Consider the following 13,457-nt stretch of genomic DNA (forward strand, 5'->3'; position numbering starts at 1 on the left):
CGCCCTTCTACCGGAAGCCGAATCGCCGGCGCAGCACGACCAGCGCCGCGAGGCTCAGCACGGCCGCGAACATCAGGTAGAAGCTCGGCGCGGTCTTCATCCCGGTCGCGCGGATCAGCCACGCGATGATGAACGGCCCGAAGCCGCCGAAGATCGTCACCGCGACGTTATACGCGAGCGACATCCCGGTCGTGCGCGTCTGCACTGGAAACACCTCGGACAGCAGGCCCGGCAGCGCCGCGAAGTAGCCGGTCATCAGGAATGCGAGCAGCACCTGCAGCGCGATCAGCGTGCCGAAGCCCGGATGCGCGACCAGATACGCGAATGCCGGATAGATCAGCACGAGGATGCCGACGGCCGGCGCGATCATCACGCGCACACGGCCGTAACGGTCCGACCAGTGGCCGACGAGCGGCGCGAACGCCATCTGGATCACGCCGACGACGAGGATCGCCGCGAACGCGGCGGACGGTGCGAGGCCGAGCTGCTTGACGCCGTAGGTCGGCATGAACAGCACGAGATAGGTTGCGACGGTGCCGAGCACGACCACGCCCATCGCGGCGACCAGGCGCGCCTTGTGCGATGCGAACGTGTCGCGCAGCGGGCTCGCGGTGCCCTCGGCCGCGAGGAATTCGGGCGTCTCGTCGACCTTGGCGCGAATGTAGTACGCGACGGGCCCGATCAGCAGGCCGAAGAAGAACGGCACGCGCCAGCCCCACGAGGCCATCTGCGCAGCCGACAGCTGCGCGTTCAGCACGGTGCCGAAGCCGGCGGCGAGCAGCGTCGTGAGCCCCTGGCTCGCGACCTGCCAGCTCGCGAAGAAGCCGCGCCGGCCCGGCACGTGTTCGGCGAGGAACGCGGTCGCGCTGCCGAACTCGCCGCCGGCCGAGAAACCCTGCATCAGCCGCGCGGCGACGAGGATCACCGGCGCGGCGACGCCGATCGTCTCGTAGGTCGGCAGCACCGCGATGATCAGCGTGCCGACCATCATCAGCAGGATCGACAGCGTGAGCGCGGCCTTGCGGCCCGCGCGGTCCGCATAGGCGCCCAGCACGATCGCGCCGAGCGGCCGCATGAAGAACGACACGCCGAAGGTGCCGAGCGTGAGCAGCAGCGACACGGTGTCGTTGCCGGCCGGAAAGAACAGCTTCGAGATCGTCACCGCGAAGAAGCCGTAGACGACGAGATCGAACCACTCGAGCGCGTTGCCGATCGACGCGGCGACCACCGCGCGCCACACGCGCGGCGACGAGGCAATGGAACGGGACTGCGTGGCGGCATGCATCGGCGATCTCCTTGTCGTTGTACGTTCTGTTCGAGGCGGCCGCGGCCACGCCCGCGCCGTCGGCCCGCCGGGCGCCGCGAGCGGCGCTCGGGCGATTATAGGCGCGCAAAAAAATACCGCCGCGCCCCGGTAACGGGAACGCGGCGGTTGGCTCGCGGCGGGCCGGCGCGGCGGCAGGCCCGGCCGACGGCGTTACTGCTGCTTGACGGCTTCGGCCGTGATCAGCAGCTTCGTCTTCATCTTGAAGCCGTACTGCTTGCCGTAGTCGAGGCCGAAATCGTCGCGGCTGAATTCGCCGACCGCGTCGACGCCGCACACTTCACGCTTGAGCATCGGGTGCGGCATGCACTTGAACGAATCGATCTTCAGCGTCAGCGGCTTCGTGACGCCATGCAGCGTCAGGTTGCCGACCACCGACACCGGCTTGTCGCCGTCGAACTTGATGGCGCCCTTGTAGGTCGCTTCCGGGTACTTCGATGCGTCGAAGAACTCGGCCGTCTGCAGGTGCTCGTCGAGCTTCGTGCTGCCCGTGCTGATCGAGCCGACCTCGGTCGTCACGTCGACCGTGCCGGTCTTCGCCGCGCGATCGAGCGTCACCGAGCCCTTCGACTTGTCGAACTTGCCGCGCCAGACCGACAGGCCGCCGAAGTGGTCGGCCTCGAAGCTCGGGTACGTGTGGCTCGGGTCGAACTGGTAGGTCGCGCTGTCGGCGAATGCCGAGAACGACAGCGAAGCGGCCAGTGCGCCGGCGGCGATCATCAGATGCTTTTTCAACTCATTCTCCTTGGAACGGCGCCGCGCCCTCGCGCGGCATTCGGGTGATGCGACAGGCCGCCGCTTACTTCGTGGCGACCAGATGGAACTTGATCTGCACTTCGTCCGCGACGATCGACGTGTCCTTCCACTCGCCGGTGCCGACGTTGAACGCCGAACGCTTGATCGGCAGCACGCCGTCGAAGGTCTGCGTCGCGCCGCTCTGCGTGACCGTGACGGGCACGGTGACGGCCTCGGACTTGCCCTTGATCGTCAGCTTGCCGGTCACGTTGTACTTGTTGCCGCCGGCCGGCGCGATCGCCGACGACACGAACGTCGCCTGCGGATACGCCTTCGCGTCGAACCAGTCCTTGCCCGCGACCTGGTCGTTGTACATCTTGTCGCCGAGGTCATAGCTCGCGACGTCGATCGTCATTTGCGCGCTGCCCTGCGCGGCCTTCGCCGGATCGAACTTCACCTGCGCGGAAAACTTCTTGAACGCGCCTTCGGTCGGCACGTTCATCTGCTTCGACACGGCGGACACCTTGCTCTTCGCGAGATCGACATCGGCGAGCGCCGCGCCCGACGCGACAAGTGACACCGCGGCGAACGCGGTCAGCATGGAGCGGGAGAAAGACACTTTCATGGAATCCTTCATTTGGCAAAGGGAAGCATCCGCGACAGCAGGCCGTCGCGGTCCAACAACTGGTGCTTGAGCGCCGCGAGCACGTGCAGCGACACGAGCGCAAGCAGAATGTAATTCAAAGACACGTGGAGCGTCTTGAAGGTTTCCTTGAGCACCGGATCGGGATCGATCAGCCGCGGCAGCGGCACGATGCCGAGGTACACGACCGGGATGTTCGACGCCGAGCTGTACAGGTAGCCCGTGATCGGGATCACCAGCATCAGCACGTACAGCAGGATGTGCACGCCGTGCGACGCCGCACGCTGCCACGCCGGCGTGCCGCCCGGCAGCGGCGGCGGCACGTGCGTCGCGCGCCACAGCACGCGCACCACGGCCAGCGCGAACACCGTCACGCCGAGCCACTTGTGCCACGAGAAGTACTTCAGCTTCGTCGGCGTGAAGCCGGGGATGTCCGTCATCACCCAGCCCAGCGCGAAGGCGCAGACGATCAGCAGCGCGATCAGCCAGTGCAGCGCGATCGCGCTCTGCGTATAGCGTACCGGCATGGCCGGCAACGAATTCGATGCCATCTTGGGTTCCTCAGTTCAGCGAACAGCCGCGCCGGCCATGAGTCCGACGCTTGTCAAGGGCGCCATGCTACCGCAACCTTTAGACCCGCGCGGACTCTGAGGACAGGCGTGTCAGCCTGCTGCCCGCTTCCCGCCATGTTACCGATCGGTCACTAACCATACGATCGTTGACACCGCGAAAAAGGCGTTTTGGTAAGATTGGCGCGGGTTTCGGCCCCGTCGACGCGTTTTCCCGCCGTCGCGCAACCGCTTTTTCCATGCAACGAAACGACCTGATTGCCTGTCACGAGTGCGACGCACTGTTGCACAAACCGCGCCTCGGCCACCGCGAAATCGCGCGCTGTCCGCGCTGCGGCGCACTGCTCTATCGCGACAGCACCACGCAGATCGAGCGGATCTGCGCGCTCGCGCTCGCGGCGCTGATCACGTTCACGATCGCGCAGGCGTTCCCGATCCTCGAAATGGACGTGAACGGCAACCGCGTGCAGACGACGCTGATCGGCGCGATCGACTCGCTGTGGCGCCAGGACATGGCGGCCGTCGGCGTGATGGTGTTCTGCTCGACCGTGCTGTTCCCGCTCGTCGAGATGTCCGCGCTGCTGTACCTGCTGCTGCCGATCCGGCGCGGCGTCGTGCCGCCCGGTTTCAACCTGGTGCTGCGCGCGATCGAGCTCGTGCGGCCATGGGGCATGATCGAGGTGTTCATGCTCGGGATCGTCGTGACGATCGTGAAGATGGTGAGCCTCGCACGTGTCGTTCCCGATGCCGCGCTGTTCGCGTTCGCCGCGCTCACGCTGATGATCGCCGTCGTGCTGATGTTCGATCCGCGCACGTTGTGGGACATCGCCGACGACCTGCGCGCCGGGCGCCCGCCCGGACAGCCGGAGCCGCCCGACACCGCCGCGCCGCCGCCCGAGGCCGCCCGCCGATGACGACGCCGACCGCCGCCCGCGAGGGCTATGCGAGCTGCCACACGTGCGGACTCGTGCAGACGCTCGACCGGCCGCATGCGCACTGCGCGCGCTGCGGCACCGCGCTGCATTTCCGCATCCCGAACAGCATCATGCGCACCTGGGCGCTGCTGCTCGCGGCCGCGATCCTCTACATTCCGGCGAACCTGCTGCCGATCATGCGCACCGCGTCGATCGTCGGCTCGCAGGAAGACACGATCATGAGCGGCGTCATCTATTTCTGGGTGTCGGGCGACTGGCCGCTCGCCGTCGTCGTATTCGTCGCGAGCATCCTCGTGCCGATGCTCAAGCTCGGCGTGCTGCTGATCCTCGTGATCAGCGCGCAGCGCCGCACCACCTGGCGGCCGCTGCAGCGCACGCGCCTGTTCCGGATCGTCGAGCGCATCGGTCGCTGGTCGATGCTCGACATCTTCGTCGTGACGCTCACCGTCGCGCTCGTCCATTTCCGTTCGCTCGCCGTCATCACGGCCGGCCCCGGCGCGCTCGCGTTCGGCTCGGTCGTGATCCTGACGATGCTCGCATCGATGCAGTTCGATCCCCGCCTGATCTGGGATCCAGTAGAAACCTCAGGGAATCACCATGAATAGTCCGCAAGGCCCGCAGCACGACCAGCCCCGGCCGCCCGATCCGACGATCTCGACGAAAAGCGGCTGGCTGCCGTCGCTCGTGTGGCTCGTGCCGCTGATCGCCGCGCTGATCGGCATCGGCCTCGTGATCAAGTCCGTGCGCGAGCGCGGCCCGGAAATCACGATCAGCTTCCACAGCGCCGAAGGGCTCGAGCCCGGCAAGACCCAGGTCAAGTACAAGGACGTCGAGATCGGCATGGTCAAGACGATCAAGCTGTCGAAAGACCTGTCGCGCGTGCTCGTCCAGGTGCAGCTCAAGAAGGAAGCCGAGGACTTCGCGGTCAAGGGCTCGCGCTTCTGGATCGTGCGACCGCGCGTCGGCGCGACCGGCGTGTCGGGGCTCGGCACGCTGCTGTCCGGCGCGTATATCGGCGTCGACGCCGGCCACGGGCAGGATACGCTGACCGACTTTACGGGCTCCGAAACGCCGCCCGCCGTCACGGGCGACCAGAAAGGCACGCAATACGTGCTGCGCGGCGATTCGCTCGGCTCGGTCGACATCGGCTCGCCCGTCTACTACCGCCGCGTGCAGGTCGGCCAGGTGGTCGGCTTCTCGCTCGACAAGGACGGCACGGGCGTCACGGTCAACGTGTTCGTTACTGCGCCGTACGACCAGTACGTCGGCGTGAACTCGCGCTGGTGGCAGGCCAGCGGCGTCGACCTGCGGCTCGATTCGAGCGGCCTGAAGCTGAACACGCAGTCGCTCGCGACGGTGATCCTCGGCGGCATCGCATTCCAGACGCCGCCGAACCAGGGCAGCGGCACGACGGCGCCGAACAACACGACGTTCCGCCTGGCCTCCGACGAGGGCGACGCGATGCGCGACCCGGACGGCCAGCCGCTGCAGGTCGTGATGAACTTCAACCAGTCGCTGCGCGGGCTCGCCGTCGGCGCGACGGTCGACTTCCGCGGCATCGTGCTCGGCGAAGTAACGAACATCGGCATCGACTACGATCCGAAGACGAAGAACTTCACGATGCCGGTGACGATGAACGTGTATCCGGAGCGCCTCGGCCGCCGCTTCCGCGAAACGATCGAGAGCAAGGGCGAACCGGCGCGCCGCGAGATCGTCGAGCGGCTCGTCCAGCACGGGCTGCGCGGCCAGCTGCGCACCGGCAACCTGCTGACGAGCCAGCTTTACGTCGCGCTCGACTTCTTCCCGAAGGCGCCGGTCGTGAAGATCGACACGGCGCGCCAGCCGCTCGAACTGCCGACCGTGCCGAACACGCTCGACGAACTGCAGCTGCAGGTCGCCGACATCGCGAAGAAGCTCGACAAGGTGCCGTTCGACCAGATCGGCGCGAACCTGAACAGCGCGCTGTCGAACGCCGACAAGCTGTTCAAGCAGCTCGACACGCAGGTCGCGCCGGAAGCGCGCGACACGCTGTCGGCCGCGAAGCAGACCTTCTCTACCGCCGAGGCGACGCTGCAGCAGGATTCGCCGCTGCAATCCGACGTGCGCGGCGCGCTGAAGGAGCTCACGCGCACGCTGCAGTCGCTGAACGCGCTCGCCGATTATCTGGAGCGTCACCCCGAATCGCTGCTCAAGGGCAAGCCAGGAGATAAACAATGACGACACGCGTGAACGGTTTCGCGAGCGGCGCGGCGGCGGCCTTCGCCGCACTCGCGCTCGCCGCGTGCAGCTCGCCGCCCGCGCGGTTCTACACGCTCAGCCCGGCCGACGCCTCGGCCCCGGTGCGCACCGCGCCGGCCAACCCGGCGTTCCTGATCGAGGTGCCGTCCGTCGGCGTGCCCGAGCAGGTCGCGAAGAACCAGCTGGTCGTGCAGAAGAACGCCGCGCAGGTCGACGTGCTCGAGCAGGAACGCTGGGCGTCGCCGCCCGCCGACGAGATCCGCCGCGCGCTGTCGGACGATCTCGCCGCGCAGCTCGGCACGATCGACGTCGCGAATTCCGCGTACCCGCCCGGCGTGCCCGTGTATCGCATCAGCGTGAACGTGCAGCGCTTCGAGTCGTGGCCCGGCAAGCGCGCAGCGGTCGACGCCGTGTGGAGCGTGCGCCCGCTCGGCACGCAGGCCGTGATGACCTGCCGCACGAGCGTCGCGGAACCGGTCGCCGACAGCTACGACGCGCTCGTCGCCGGCCACCGGCGCGCGCTCGACGTGATCGCCACGCAGGCCGCGGCCGGCGTGCGCGCGATGGCCGCAAGCCGCGGCACGACGCCCGCGACGGCGCCCGCGGCCGGCAGCAAGACGGCCGCCGCGCCGGTCGTGCCGTGCCCGGCCGTCCCGACGCCCGGCGGCGACGCCGGCGCGACGGGCAAGTCCGGCGGCGCATGAGCGAGCAGCGCTGGCGGACGTCCGAAGAACCGTTCGCCGGTGCGGCTTGGTCCGACGCGGCGCGTCTGCCGGCAGCCGCTTGCATGACGCTGCCGCAGCCGATCGCATAGCGCTTCATCGGCCGAATGGCGACTTTGCATTGTTTGTCAAAGTCGGCCGGAACCGGCACCATGCAACGCGGTCGGCTTGCGTTTTCCGGCCCGATTGACGATCCTACGCACTTTCAGGCTCGCGCCGCTCGTCGTGCGCGCGAGCCGGCGGCGCCGAGCCGCGTTCGGCCCGACTGCCGTGCCTCCCGGCGCCCGGACGCGATCGGCGTGCACCGCAGCGGGGCAGCCGTACCGCGGGTCGCCGCGCATCGTCCGGCAACCGGCCCCGTCTCACCCGTTCTCCCCGGCGCCGTGCCGCATTCCCGGCCGGCATCCCGAACCCGCCCGTCCAGGGCTTTCGCTATTCCGTTTATGTTTCGTTCCCTGACGACCCTGATCAAGAAGTGGCGCGCGTCGCGCAATGCCGGCCACCAGCTCGATGCGCTGCTCGCGCACGCCGACGCCGATGCGTCGTACGCCGAGCGCAGCGAATGGCTGATCGAGCTCGCGCACTGGCTGCGCCGCAACGGCACGATGCAGGACGCGCCGGCCGAGCGCGACGCCGACGCACGCGCGTATCCGGCCCATGCGCGGCTGCGCTACCTGTTCCACGTGCTCGATCGCAACCCCGCATGGAAATCGCATGCCGCGCGCATCCTGCGCGGCATCCTGCGCGAGTGCGACGGCATCTCGCTGCTGTGCGACGCCGGCATGCCCGTGCACTCGGGCTTCTTCGGCGCGCTGTTCGAGCGGATCGACTCGTCGCTGATCCCGCCCGCGCCGAACCGCCGCGAACTGTCGGCGCTGTTCACGCTGATGTTCCCGGCACCCGGGGACGCGCAATGGATCGACGCGCTGCCCGACGACCTGCTCGCGCGCCTCGCCGAACTGTTCTCGTTCGACGTCACCGACGAAGAGCGCCACGAGCCCGGCTCGTTCTCGCGCGACCTGCTGGCCGCGCTGCACAACCTGACCTGCCAGATCAGCTCGACCGGCCTGTCGCAGACGGTGCGCAGCCGGCTGTCCGACGACGATGCGCGCCAGCCGCTCGAAACGCAGCCGTTCTATCGCCTCACGCGCGCAATGCTCGCGGTCGAGACCGCGCACGCGGCCGTCGAGGACGGCGGCGACCCGAGCAAGCTGCTGCACGAGGTGAACTACCTGCGCGTGCTGCTCGACGAATGCCGGATCGCGGTCGACAACGTGTTCTCGCACCTGTACCGCAACGGCGTGTCGGTCGACATCGTGTTCCAGGTCGAACGGATGCGCATGCGCATCCTGCGCGCCGAAACGCTGCTGAACGCGTGGATGGCACGCGACGACCTGCACGGGATGGCACGCCTGACGGCCGAGCTGGTCGACGCGAACCAGAACAGCCAGAGCGTCACGCACCTCGTGCGCAGCAACTTCTCGCTGTTCGCGCGCAAGCTAGTCGAGACCAACGCGGACACCGGCGAGCACTACATCTCGCGCGGCCGCGCCGAGTACCTGAAGATGCTGCGGATGGCCGCCGGCGGCGGCCTCGTCACGGTCGTGACTGTGTGCGTGAAGTTCGCGATCACGGGCGCGCACCTGCAGTCGATGCTCGAAGGGCTGCTCGCGGGCGTCAACTACGCGGCCAGCTTCATGCTGATGCACTTCCTGCACTTCACGCTCGCGACCAAGCAGCCCGCGATGACCGCGCCGACGCTCGCGCGCGAACTCGACGACACCGGCCACGACGAAGGCGTGAAGGCGTTCGTGTCGTCGGTGATCGCGCTGATCCGCACGCAGGCGGCCGCGATTTCCGGCAACGTGCTCGTCGTGCTGCCCGTGTGCCTGCTCGTGCAGCTGTTCGCGGGCAATGTGCTGCACGCGAACCTGATCTCGCCGGAGAAGGCGCACGCGACGCTGCACTCGTTCTCGCTGCTCGGCCCGACGCCGCTCTACGCGGCGCTGACGGGCGTGCTGCTGTGGGCGTCGAGCCTGCTCGCGGGCTGGGCCGACAACTGGTTCGTGCTGCACCGGGTCGGCGACGCGCTCACCTACAACCGCCGGCTGCGCCTGACGCTCGGCGCGGCCGGCGCCGCGAAGCTCGCGCACTTCTGCCGGTCGAACGTCGCGGGCGTGGTCGCGAACGTCGGCCTCGGCCTGATGCTCGGCCTCGTTCCGGCGATCGTCACCGTGTTCATGTTCCCGTTCGAGGTCCGGCACGTGACGCTGTCGGCCGGCTCGATCGGGATCGCGCTCGGCGTGCTGGGCAAGGGTGCGCTCGGGACGCCCGAGCTGTGGTGGGCCGGCGCCGGCGTGCTCAGCATGGCGATCCTCAACGTGCTCGTGAGCTTCGCGCTCGCGTTCACGATGGCCGTGCGCTCGCGCAGCCTGCGCCCGACCAAGGTGCGCGCGCTCGTCGCCGCGATCGTGCGCACGGTTCTGTCGAATCCGCTCGCGCTGTTCTGGCCGGCCGCCGGCCAGGCCGCGCGCACCGGCCAGCCGGGCGCGCACTGAGCCTGAGGCGGCGCGGCGGTGCCCCACCGGGCGCCGCTGCGCCGGCCTCCCCGCGCGAACGCGGCCGTCGCGCCTGCGCCGCCGCGCCGAAACGCCGGCCCCGGTCGCCCGCGCCGCGTACAATGATGGACTTTTGCACGTCCTCACCCGCCTTATGTCCTCGCCCACCCTGTACGAATTCTTCGCCCCCTGCCCGCGCGGCCTCGAAGCGGCGCTTGCCGCCGAGCTGGCCGAAATCGCCGGCCGCCACCTGAACGGCGCGCCGTTCACCGCGGGCGCGCAGGTGCCGGGCGGCGTCCATTTCAGCGGCGGCTGGGCCGCCGGCATGGCCGCGAACCTCCATTCGCGGATCGCGAGCCGGATCCTGCTGAAGATCGCGCACCGCGCGTACCGCAACGAGCAGGATGTCTATGCGCTCGCGCTCGAGCAGCCGTGGGAGCGCTGGTTCGCGGCGACGCAGACGCTGCGCGTCGACATCACCGCGATCAAGTCGCCGCTGAAAAGCCTCGAATTCGCGACGTTGCGCGTGAAGGACGCGATCTGCGACCGGATGCGCGACAAGACCGGCGCCCGCCCGAGCATCGACACGGGTGCGCCGGACGTGCGCGTGTTCGCGTTCCTGACGGCCAACGAGTGCACGCTGTACCTCGATACGTCGGGCGAGCCGCTGTTCAAGCGCGGCTGGCGCCTCGACAAGGGCGCGGCGCCGCTGCGCGAGAACCTCGCGGCCGGCATCCTGCGCCTGACGGGCTGGACGCCCGGTACGCCGCTGTACGACCCGATGTGCGGCAGCGGCACGTTCCTCGCGGAAGCCGCGCAGATCGCGCTCGGCGTGGCGCCGGGCGTCGAACGCCGGTTCGGCTTCGAAAAGCTCAAGCAGTACGACATCACCGCGTGGCAAGGGCTGAAGGTGCCGGCGCTGGACGCGAAGCGCGCGGCGCGCGGCAAGCGCGGCGATGCGCTCGGCGTGTACGGCAGCGATATTTCCGGCGACATGCTCGAGAAGGCGCGCGCGAACCTCGAGCGCGCGGGCGTGCCGTCGGTGTGGCTCAAGCAAGTCGACGCGCGCGGCATGACGCCGCCGTGCGACGGGCCGGGCATCATCCTCGCGAACCCGCCGTACGGCGAGCGGATCGAAGTGCGCGGCCGCAGCGCGCGCGGCGAGGTGCGCGAAACCGGCCGCAACCGCGGCAACGACGACGCGTTCCGCCGCACGCACACCGACGCGCCGGACAGCGAGTTCTTCAACGCGCTCGGCGATGCGCTGAAGCAGCGCTTCACGGGCTGGCAGGCATTCCTGCTGACGTCCGACCGTTCGCTGCCGGGCCAGTTGCGGCTGCGCGAATCGGCGAAGACGCCGCTGTTCAACGGCGCGCTCGAATGCCGGCTGTTCCGCTTCGACCTGATCGCCGGCAGCGTGAAGGCGCGCCCGGCCGCGCCGGAAGGCGACGCGTAAGCGATACCGTCGCGCGGGGCCGCCATCGCGGCGCCCGCGCGCTCCTCCCGCCGGCGCGCGTCAGTGCTTCGACTTCGACCAGCGCCCCATCGTGAACGGCAGTGCGTGCCCCGTCTCGAGCAGCGTCTTCAGGCTCGACAGCACGACCGGCCAGCCGCCGCGAATCCCGCGATCCATCTCCGAACCGGCCACGAGCCCGTCGTGCGTGACGGTTAGCTTCACGACCCCCTCGTGCGGTTCGACGAGATAGGTCACGCGCGATTCCTCGCCGTCTCCCGACGGCGCACGCCACGTGACGACCAGCCGGTGCGGCGGATCGTTCTCGACCACTTCGCCGACGATGTCGACCCGCGACGGATCGTCGTAGTCCTGATGTTCCCACCGCGATCCCGGCCGCCAGTCGGGCGATGCGTTGCGATGCCGGACCCAGTAGTCCTTCGTCAGCTCGGCGTTGGTCAGTGCGTCGAACACGCGCTCGGGTGTCGCCGCGATGAAGGTCACGTACACAAAAGCGGGATTACCCATCGTCGTCTCCTGTGCCGCGGGCCGCTTCCAGCCCGCGCTTGAGATCCGCCAGCGCCTGCAGGCGCTGACGCTCGAACTTGCCGATCCAGCGTTCCGCGATGTCGTGGATCGGCACCGGATTCAGGTAATGCAGCTTCTCCCTGCCGCGCCATGCGGTTGCGACGAGGTTCGCGGCCTCGAGCAGCGCGAGATGCTTGCTCACGGCCTGCCGGCTCATCGCGAGTCCGTCGCACAGTTCGGACAGGGTCTGGCCGCTTTTCGCATGCAGCAGGTCGAGCAACTGACGGCGCGTGGCATCGGCCAGCGCCTTGAAAACGAGATCCATGCCGCTCCCGGGTCGATGGCCTTATTATGCAACCAAACAGTTGCATGTCAAGGATGACAACTCTACTGACAATACGGTGTCAGCAGGCCGCGCTCACACTGCAATCCCGGCGCAATGCAACGCTGGTTTCCACCCAGAACCCGAATAACAACGCAACAAGGAGTTCGTCATGACGTCCGCAACTGCCACCGCAACCCTGGAACGCGCGATCGCGTGGTTCGACATTCCGTCCCTCGATTTCGATCGCGCGATCCGTTTTTACGAAACCATGCTGCAAACCACGCTGCAGCGCGAAGTGATCGGCGGCGTGCCGATGGCGATGTTCGATCACGAGGCGTCGAGCACGGGCGGCAGCATCGTGTTCGATCCGCAGCAGATGAAGCCGAGCGCGAACGGCGTGCTCGTCTACCTGAACGCCGGCGACTCGGTCGTCGCGGCGCTCGAACGCGCGAAGCGCGCAGGCGGCATCGTGCAAGGCTCCGTCGTCGAGCTGCCGAACAACTACGGCTACATCGGCTACCTGATCGATACCGAAGGCAACCGCGTCGGCCTGCACGCGCCGAAATGCCATTGAGCGCATCGGCCATCGGGGCAGCGCGGCGCTATCATCGCGAAGTCCCCTTAGCCGTTGGAATCGAGGTGCTGCCATGACACGCCGTGCCGACCGCCTGTTCCAGATCGCCGAGCTGTTGCGCGGGCGCCGTCTCACGACCGCGCAGCAGCTTGCCGACTGGCTGTCGGTGTCGCCGCGCACGGTCTATCGCGACGTGCGCGACCTGCAACTGTCAGGGGTGCCGATCGAAGGCGAAGCCGGCATCGGCTACCGGCTGAACCGCAACGCGAGCCTGCCGCCGCTCACGTTCACGGCCGAGGAGCTCGCGGCGCTCGCCACCGGCGCGCGCATGCTCGAGACCTGGGGCGGTGCGCGCTTCGCGAGCGGCGCCCGCTCGGCGCTTGCGAAGATCGCGTCGGCGATGCCGGCCGACAAGCGCACGGCGCTCGACCGCCTGCCCGTGTTCGCGCCGTCGTTCCATATCGACGAGACGTTCTGCGCGAAGGTCGACGCGATCCACCAGGCCATCGACACGCGCCACATCGTCAGCTTCGGCTACCGCGACCGGCTCGGCGCGCATTCGCAACGCCGCGTGTGGCCGCTCGGGCTCGTCTACTGGGGCGGGCGCTGGACGATCGGCGCGTGGTGCGAGCTGCGCGACGATTTCCGCACCTTCGACATCGCGCGGATGGGCGACATCACCGTGCACGAGCAGTTTCCGGACATGGAAGGACGGCGGATCGCCGACTACATGCGGATCGCGGAAGCGCCGATGCGCTGACGCGATCGCCGGATCGCGAACCTCGTCGCGCCATGAAAAAGACCCGGCCGGCTTGCGCCGGTCGGGCCTGTCCGGGCGGGCCGCCCCTGCATT

General features: G+C 68.5%; 14 protein-coding genes. 8 read left to right on the forward strand and 6 right to left on the reverse strand.

The annotated features are described in order from the left end of the window. Nucleotides 1–7: 7 nt before the first annotated feature. The 4 genes from KVT39_RS07195 to KVT39_RS07210 all read right to left on the reverse strand — a co-directional run bounded on the left by KVT39_RS07195 (nucleotide 8) and on the right by KVT39_RS07210 (nucleotide 3,253). The gene (locus KVT39_RS07195; protein WP_105389829.1) at nucleotides 8–1,285 is read right to left on the reverse strand and encodes an MFS transporter; all 1,278 of its coding nucleotides are present in this window, start codon (nucleotides 1,283–1,285) and stop codon (nucleotides 8–10) included. 192 nt (nucleotides 1,286–1,477) lie between these two features. Further along, the gene (locus tag KVT39_RS07200; protein WP_034182767.1) at nucleotides 1,478–2,059 is read right to left on the reverse strand and encodes a YceI family protein; all 582 of its coding nucleotides are present in this window, start codon (nucleotides 2,057–2,059) and stop codon (nucleotides 1,478–1,480) included. Nucleotides 2,060–2,123: 64 nt separating this feature from the next. Next, nucleotides 2,124–2,684 (reverse strand): YceI family protein, encoded by a 561-nt coding sequence (locus tag KVT39_RS07205; RefSeq protein WP_034183410.1) that lies wholly within the window; start codon nucleotides 2,682–2,684, stop codon nucleotides 2,124–2,126. 8 nt (nucleotides 2,685–2,692) lie between these two features. After that, nucleotides 2,693–3,253 (reverse strand): cytochrome b, encoded by a 561-nt coding sequence (locus tag KVT39_RS07210; protein WP_175748714.1) that lies wholly within the window; start codon nucleotides 3,251–3,253, stop codon nucleotides 2,693–2,695. A 257-nt stretch (nucleotides 3,254–3,510) separates the two neighbouring features. Between KVT39_RS07210 and KVT39_RS07215 the strand changes: the two genes are divergently transcribed. The 6 genes from KVT39_RS07215 (at nucleotide 3,511) to KVT39_RS07240 (ending at nucleotide 11,180) form a co-directional block, all read left to right on the forward strand. After that, a complete protein-coding gene (locus KVT39_RS07215) occupies nucleotides 3,511–4,185 on the forward strand; it encodes a paraquat-inducible protein A (RefSeq protein ID WP_034182765.1) in 675 nt (224 codons plus the stop codon). After that, nucleotides 4,182–4,811, forward strand: a complete 630-nt coding sequence (locus tag KVT39_RS07220; RefSeq protein ID WP_034182764.1) for a paraquat-inducible protein A — start codon at nucleotides 4,182–4,184, stop codon at nucleotides 4,809–4,811. The genes KVT39_RS07215 and KVT39_RS07220 overlap by 4 nt, the downstream gene beginning before the upstream one ends. After that, nucleotides 4,804–6,423 (forward strand): intermembrane transport protein PqiB, encoded by a 1,620-nt coding sequence (locus KVT39_RS07225; RefSeq protein ID WP_034182763.1) that lies wholly within the window; start codon nucleotides 4,804–4,806, stop codon nucleotides 6,421–6,423. The genes KVT39_RS07220 and KVT39_RS07225 overlap by 8 nt, the downstream gene beginning before the upstream one ends. After that, nucleotides 6,420–7,148: a membrane integrity-associated transporter subunit PqiC gene (locus KVT39_RS07230; RefSeq protein ID WP_217588281.1), complete on the forward strand. Its 729-nt coding sequence runs from the start codon at nucleotides 6,420–6,422 to the stop codon at nucleotides 7,146–7,148. Before KVT39_RS07225 ends, KVT39_RS07230 begins: the two co-directional genes overlap by 4 nt. A 461-nt stretch (nucleotides 7,149–7,609) precedes the next feature. Next, nucleotides 7,610–9,724: a site-specific recombinase gene (locus tag KVT39_RS07235; RefSeq protein ID WP_034182761.1), complete on the forward strand. Its 2,115-nt coding sequence runs from the start codon at nucleotides 7,610–7,612 to the stop codon at nucleotides 9,722–9,724. Nucleotides 9,725–9,878: 154 nt separating this feature from the next. Further along, the gene (locus KVT39_RS07240; RefSeq protein WP_072436300.1) at nucleotides 9,879–11,180 is read left to right on the forward strand and encodes a class I SAM-dependent RNA methyltransferase; all 1,302 of its coding nucleotides are present in this window, start codon (nucleotides 9,879–9,881) and stop codon (nucleotides 11,178–11,180) included. Between the two features lie 60 nt (nucleotides 11,181–11,240). On the opposite strand, the gene KVT39_RS07245 is transcribed toward KVT39_RS07240, so the two are convergent. Both KVT39_RS07245 and KVT39_RS07250 read right to left on the reverse strand, forming a co-directional pair. Next, on the reverse strand, nucleotides 11,241–11,705 hold the full coding sequence (locus KVT39_RS07245; RefSeq protein WP_217588282.1) for an SRPBCC family protein: 465 nt from the start codon (nucleotides 11,703–11,705) through the stop codon (nucleotides 11,241–11,243). Next, nucleotides 11,698–12,030: a helix-turn-helix transcriptional regulator gene (locus KVT39_RS07250; RefSeq protein ID WP_034182758.1), complete on the reverse strand. Its 333-nt coding sequence runs from the start codon at nucleotides 12,028–12,030 to the stop codon at nucleotides 11,698–11,700. Before KVT39_RS07250 ends, KVT39_RS07245 begins: the two co-directional genes overlap by 8 nt. A 169-nt stretch (nucleotides 12,031–12,199) precedes the next feature. Between KVT39_RS07250 and KVT39_RS07255 the strand changes: the two genes are divergently transcribed. Together KVT39_RS07255 and KVT39_RS07260 are read left to right on the forward strand one after the other, a co-directional pair. Beyond that, nucleotides 12,200–12,604: a VOC family protein gene (locus tag KVT39_RS07255; RefSeq protein ID WP_034182757.1), complete on the forward strand. Its 405-nt coding sequence runs from the start codon at nucleotides 12,200–12,202 to the stop codon at nucleotides 12,602–12,604. 73 nt (nucleotides 12,605–12,677) lie between these two features. Then, nucleotides 12,678–13,364 (forward strand): YafY family protein, encoded by a 687-nt coding sequence (locus KVT39_RS07260; RefSeq protein WP_034182756.1) that lies wholly within the window; start codon nucleotides 12,678–12,680, stop codon nucleotides 13,362–13,364. Nucleotides 13,365–13,457 lie beyond the last annotated feature (93 nt).

The organism is Burkholderia sp. GbtcB21 (genome assembly GCF_019091065.1).
Taxonomy (GTDB): domain Bacteria; phylum Pseudomonadota; class Gammaproteobacteria; order Burkholderiales; family Burkholderiaceae; genus Burkholderia; species Burkholderia pyrrocinia_C.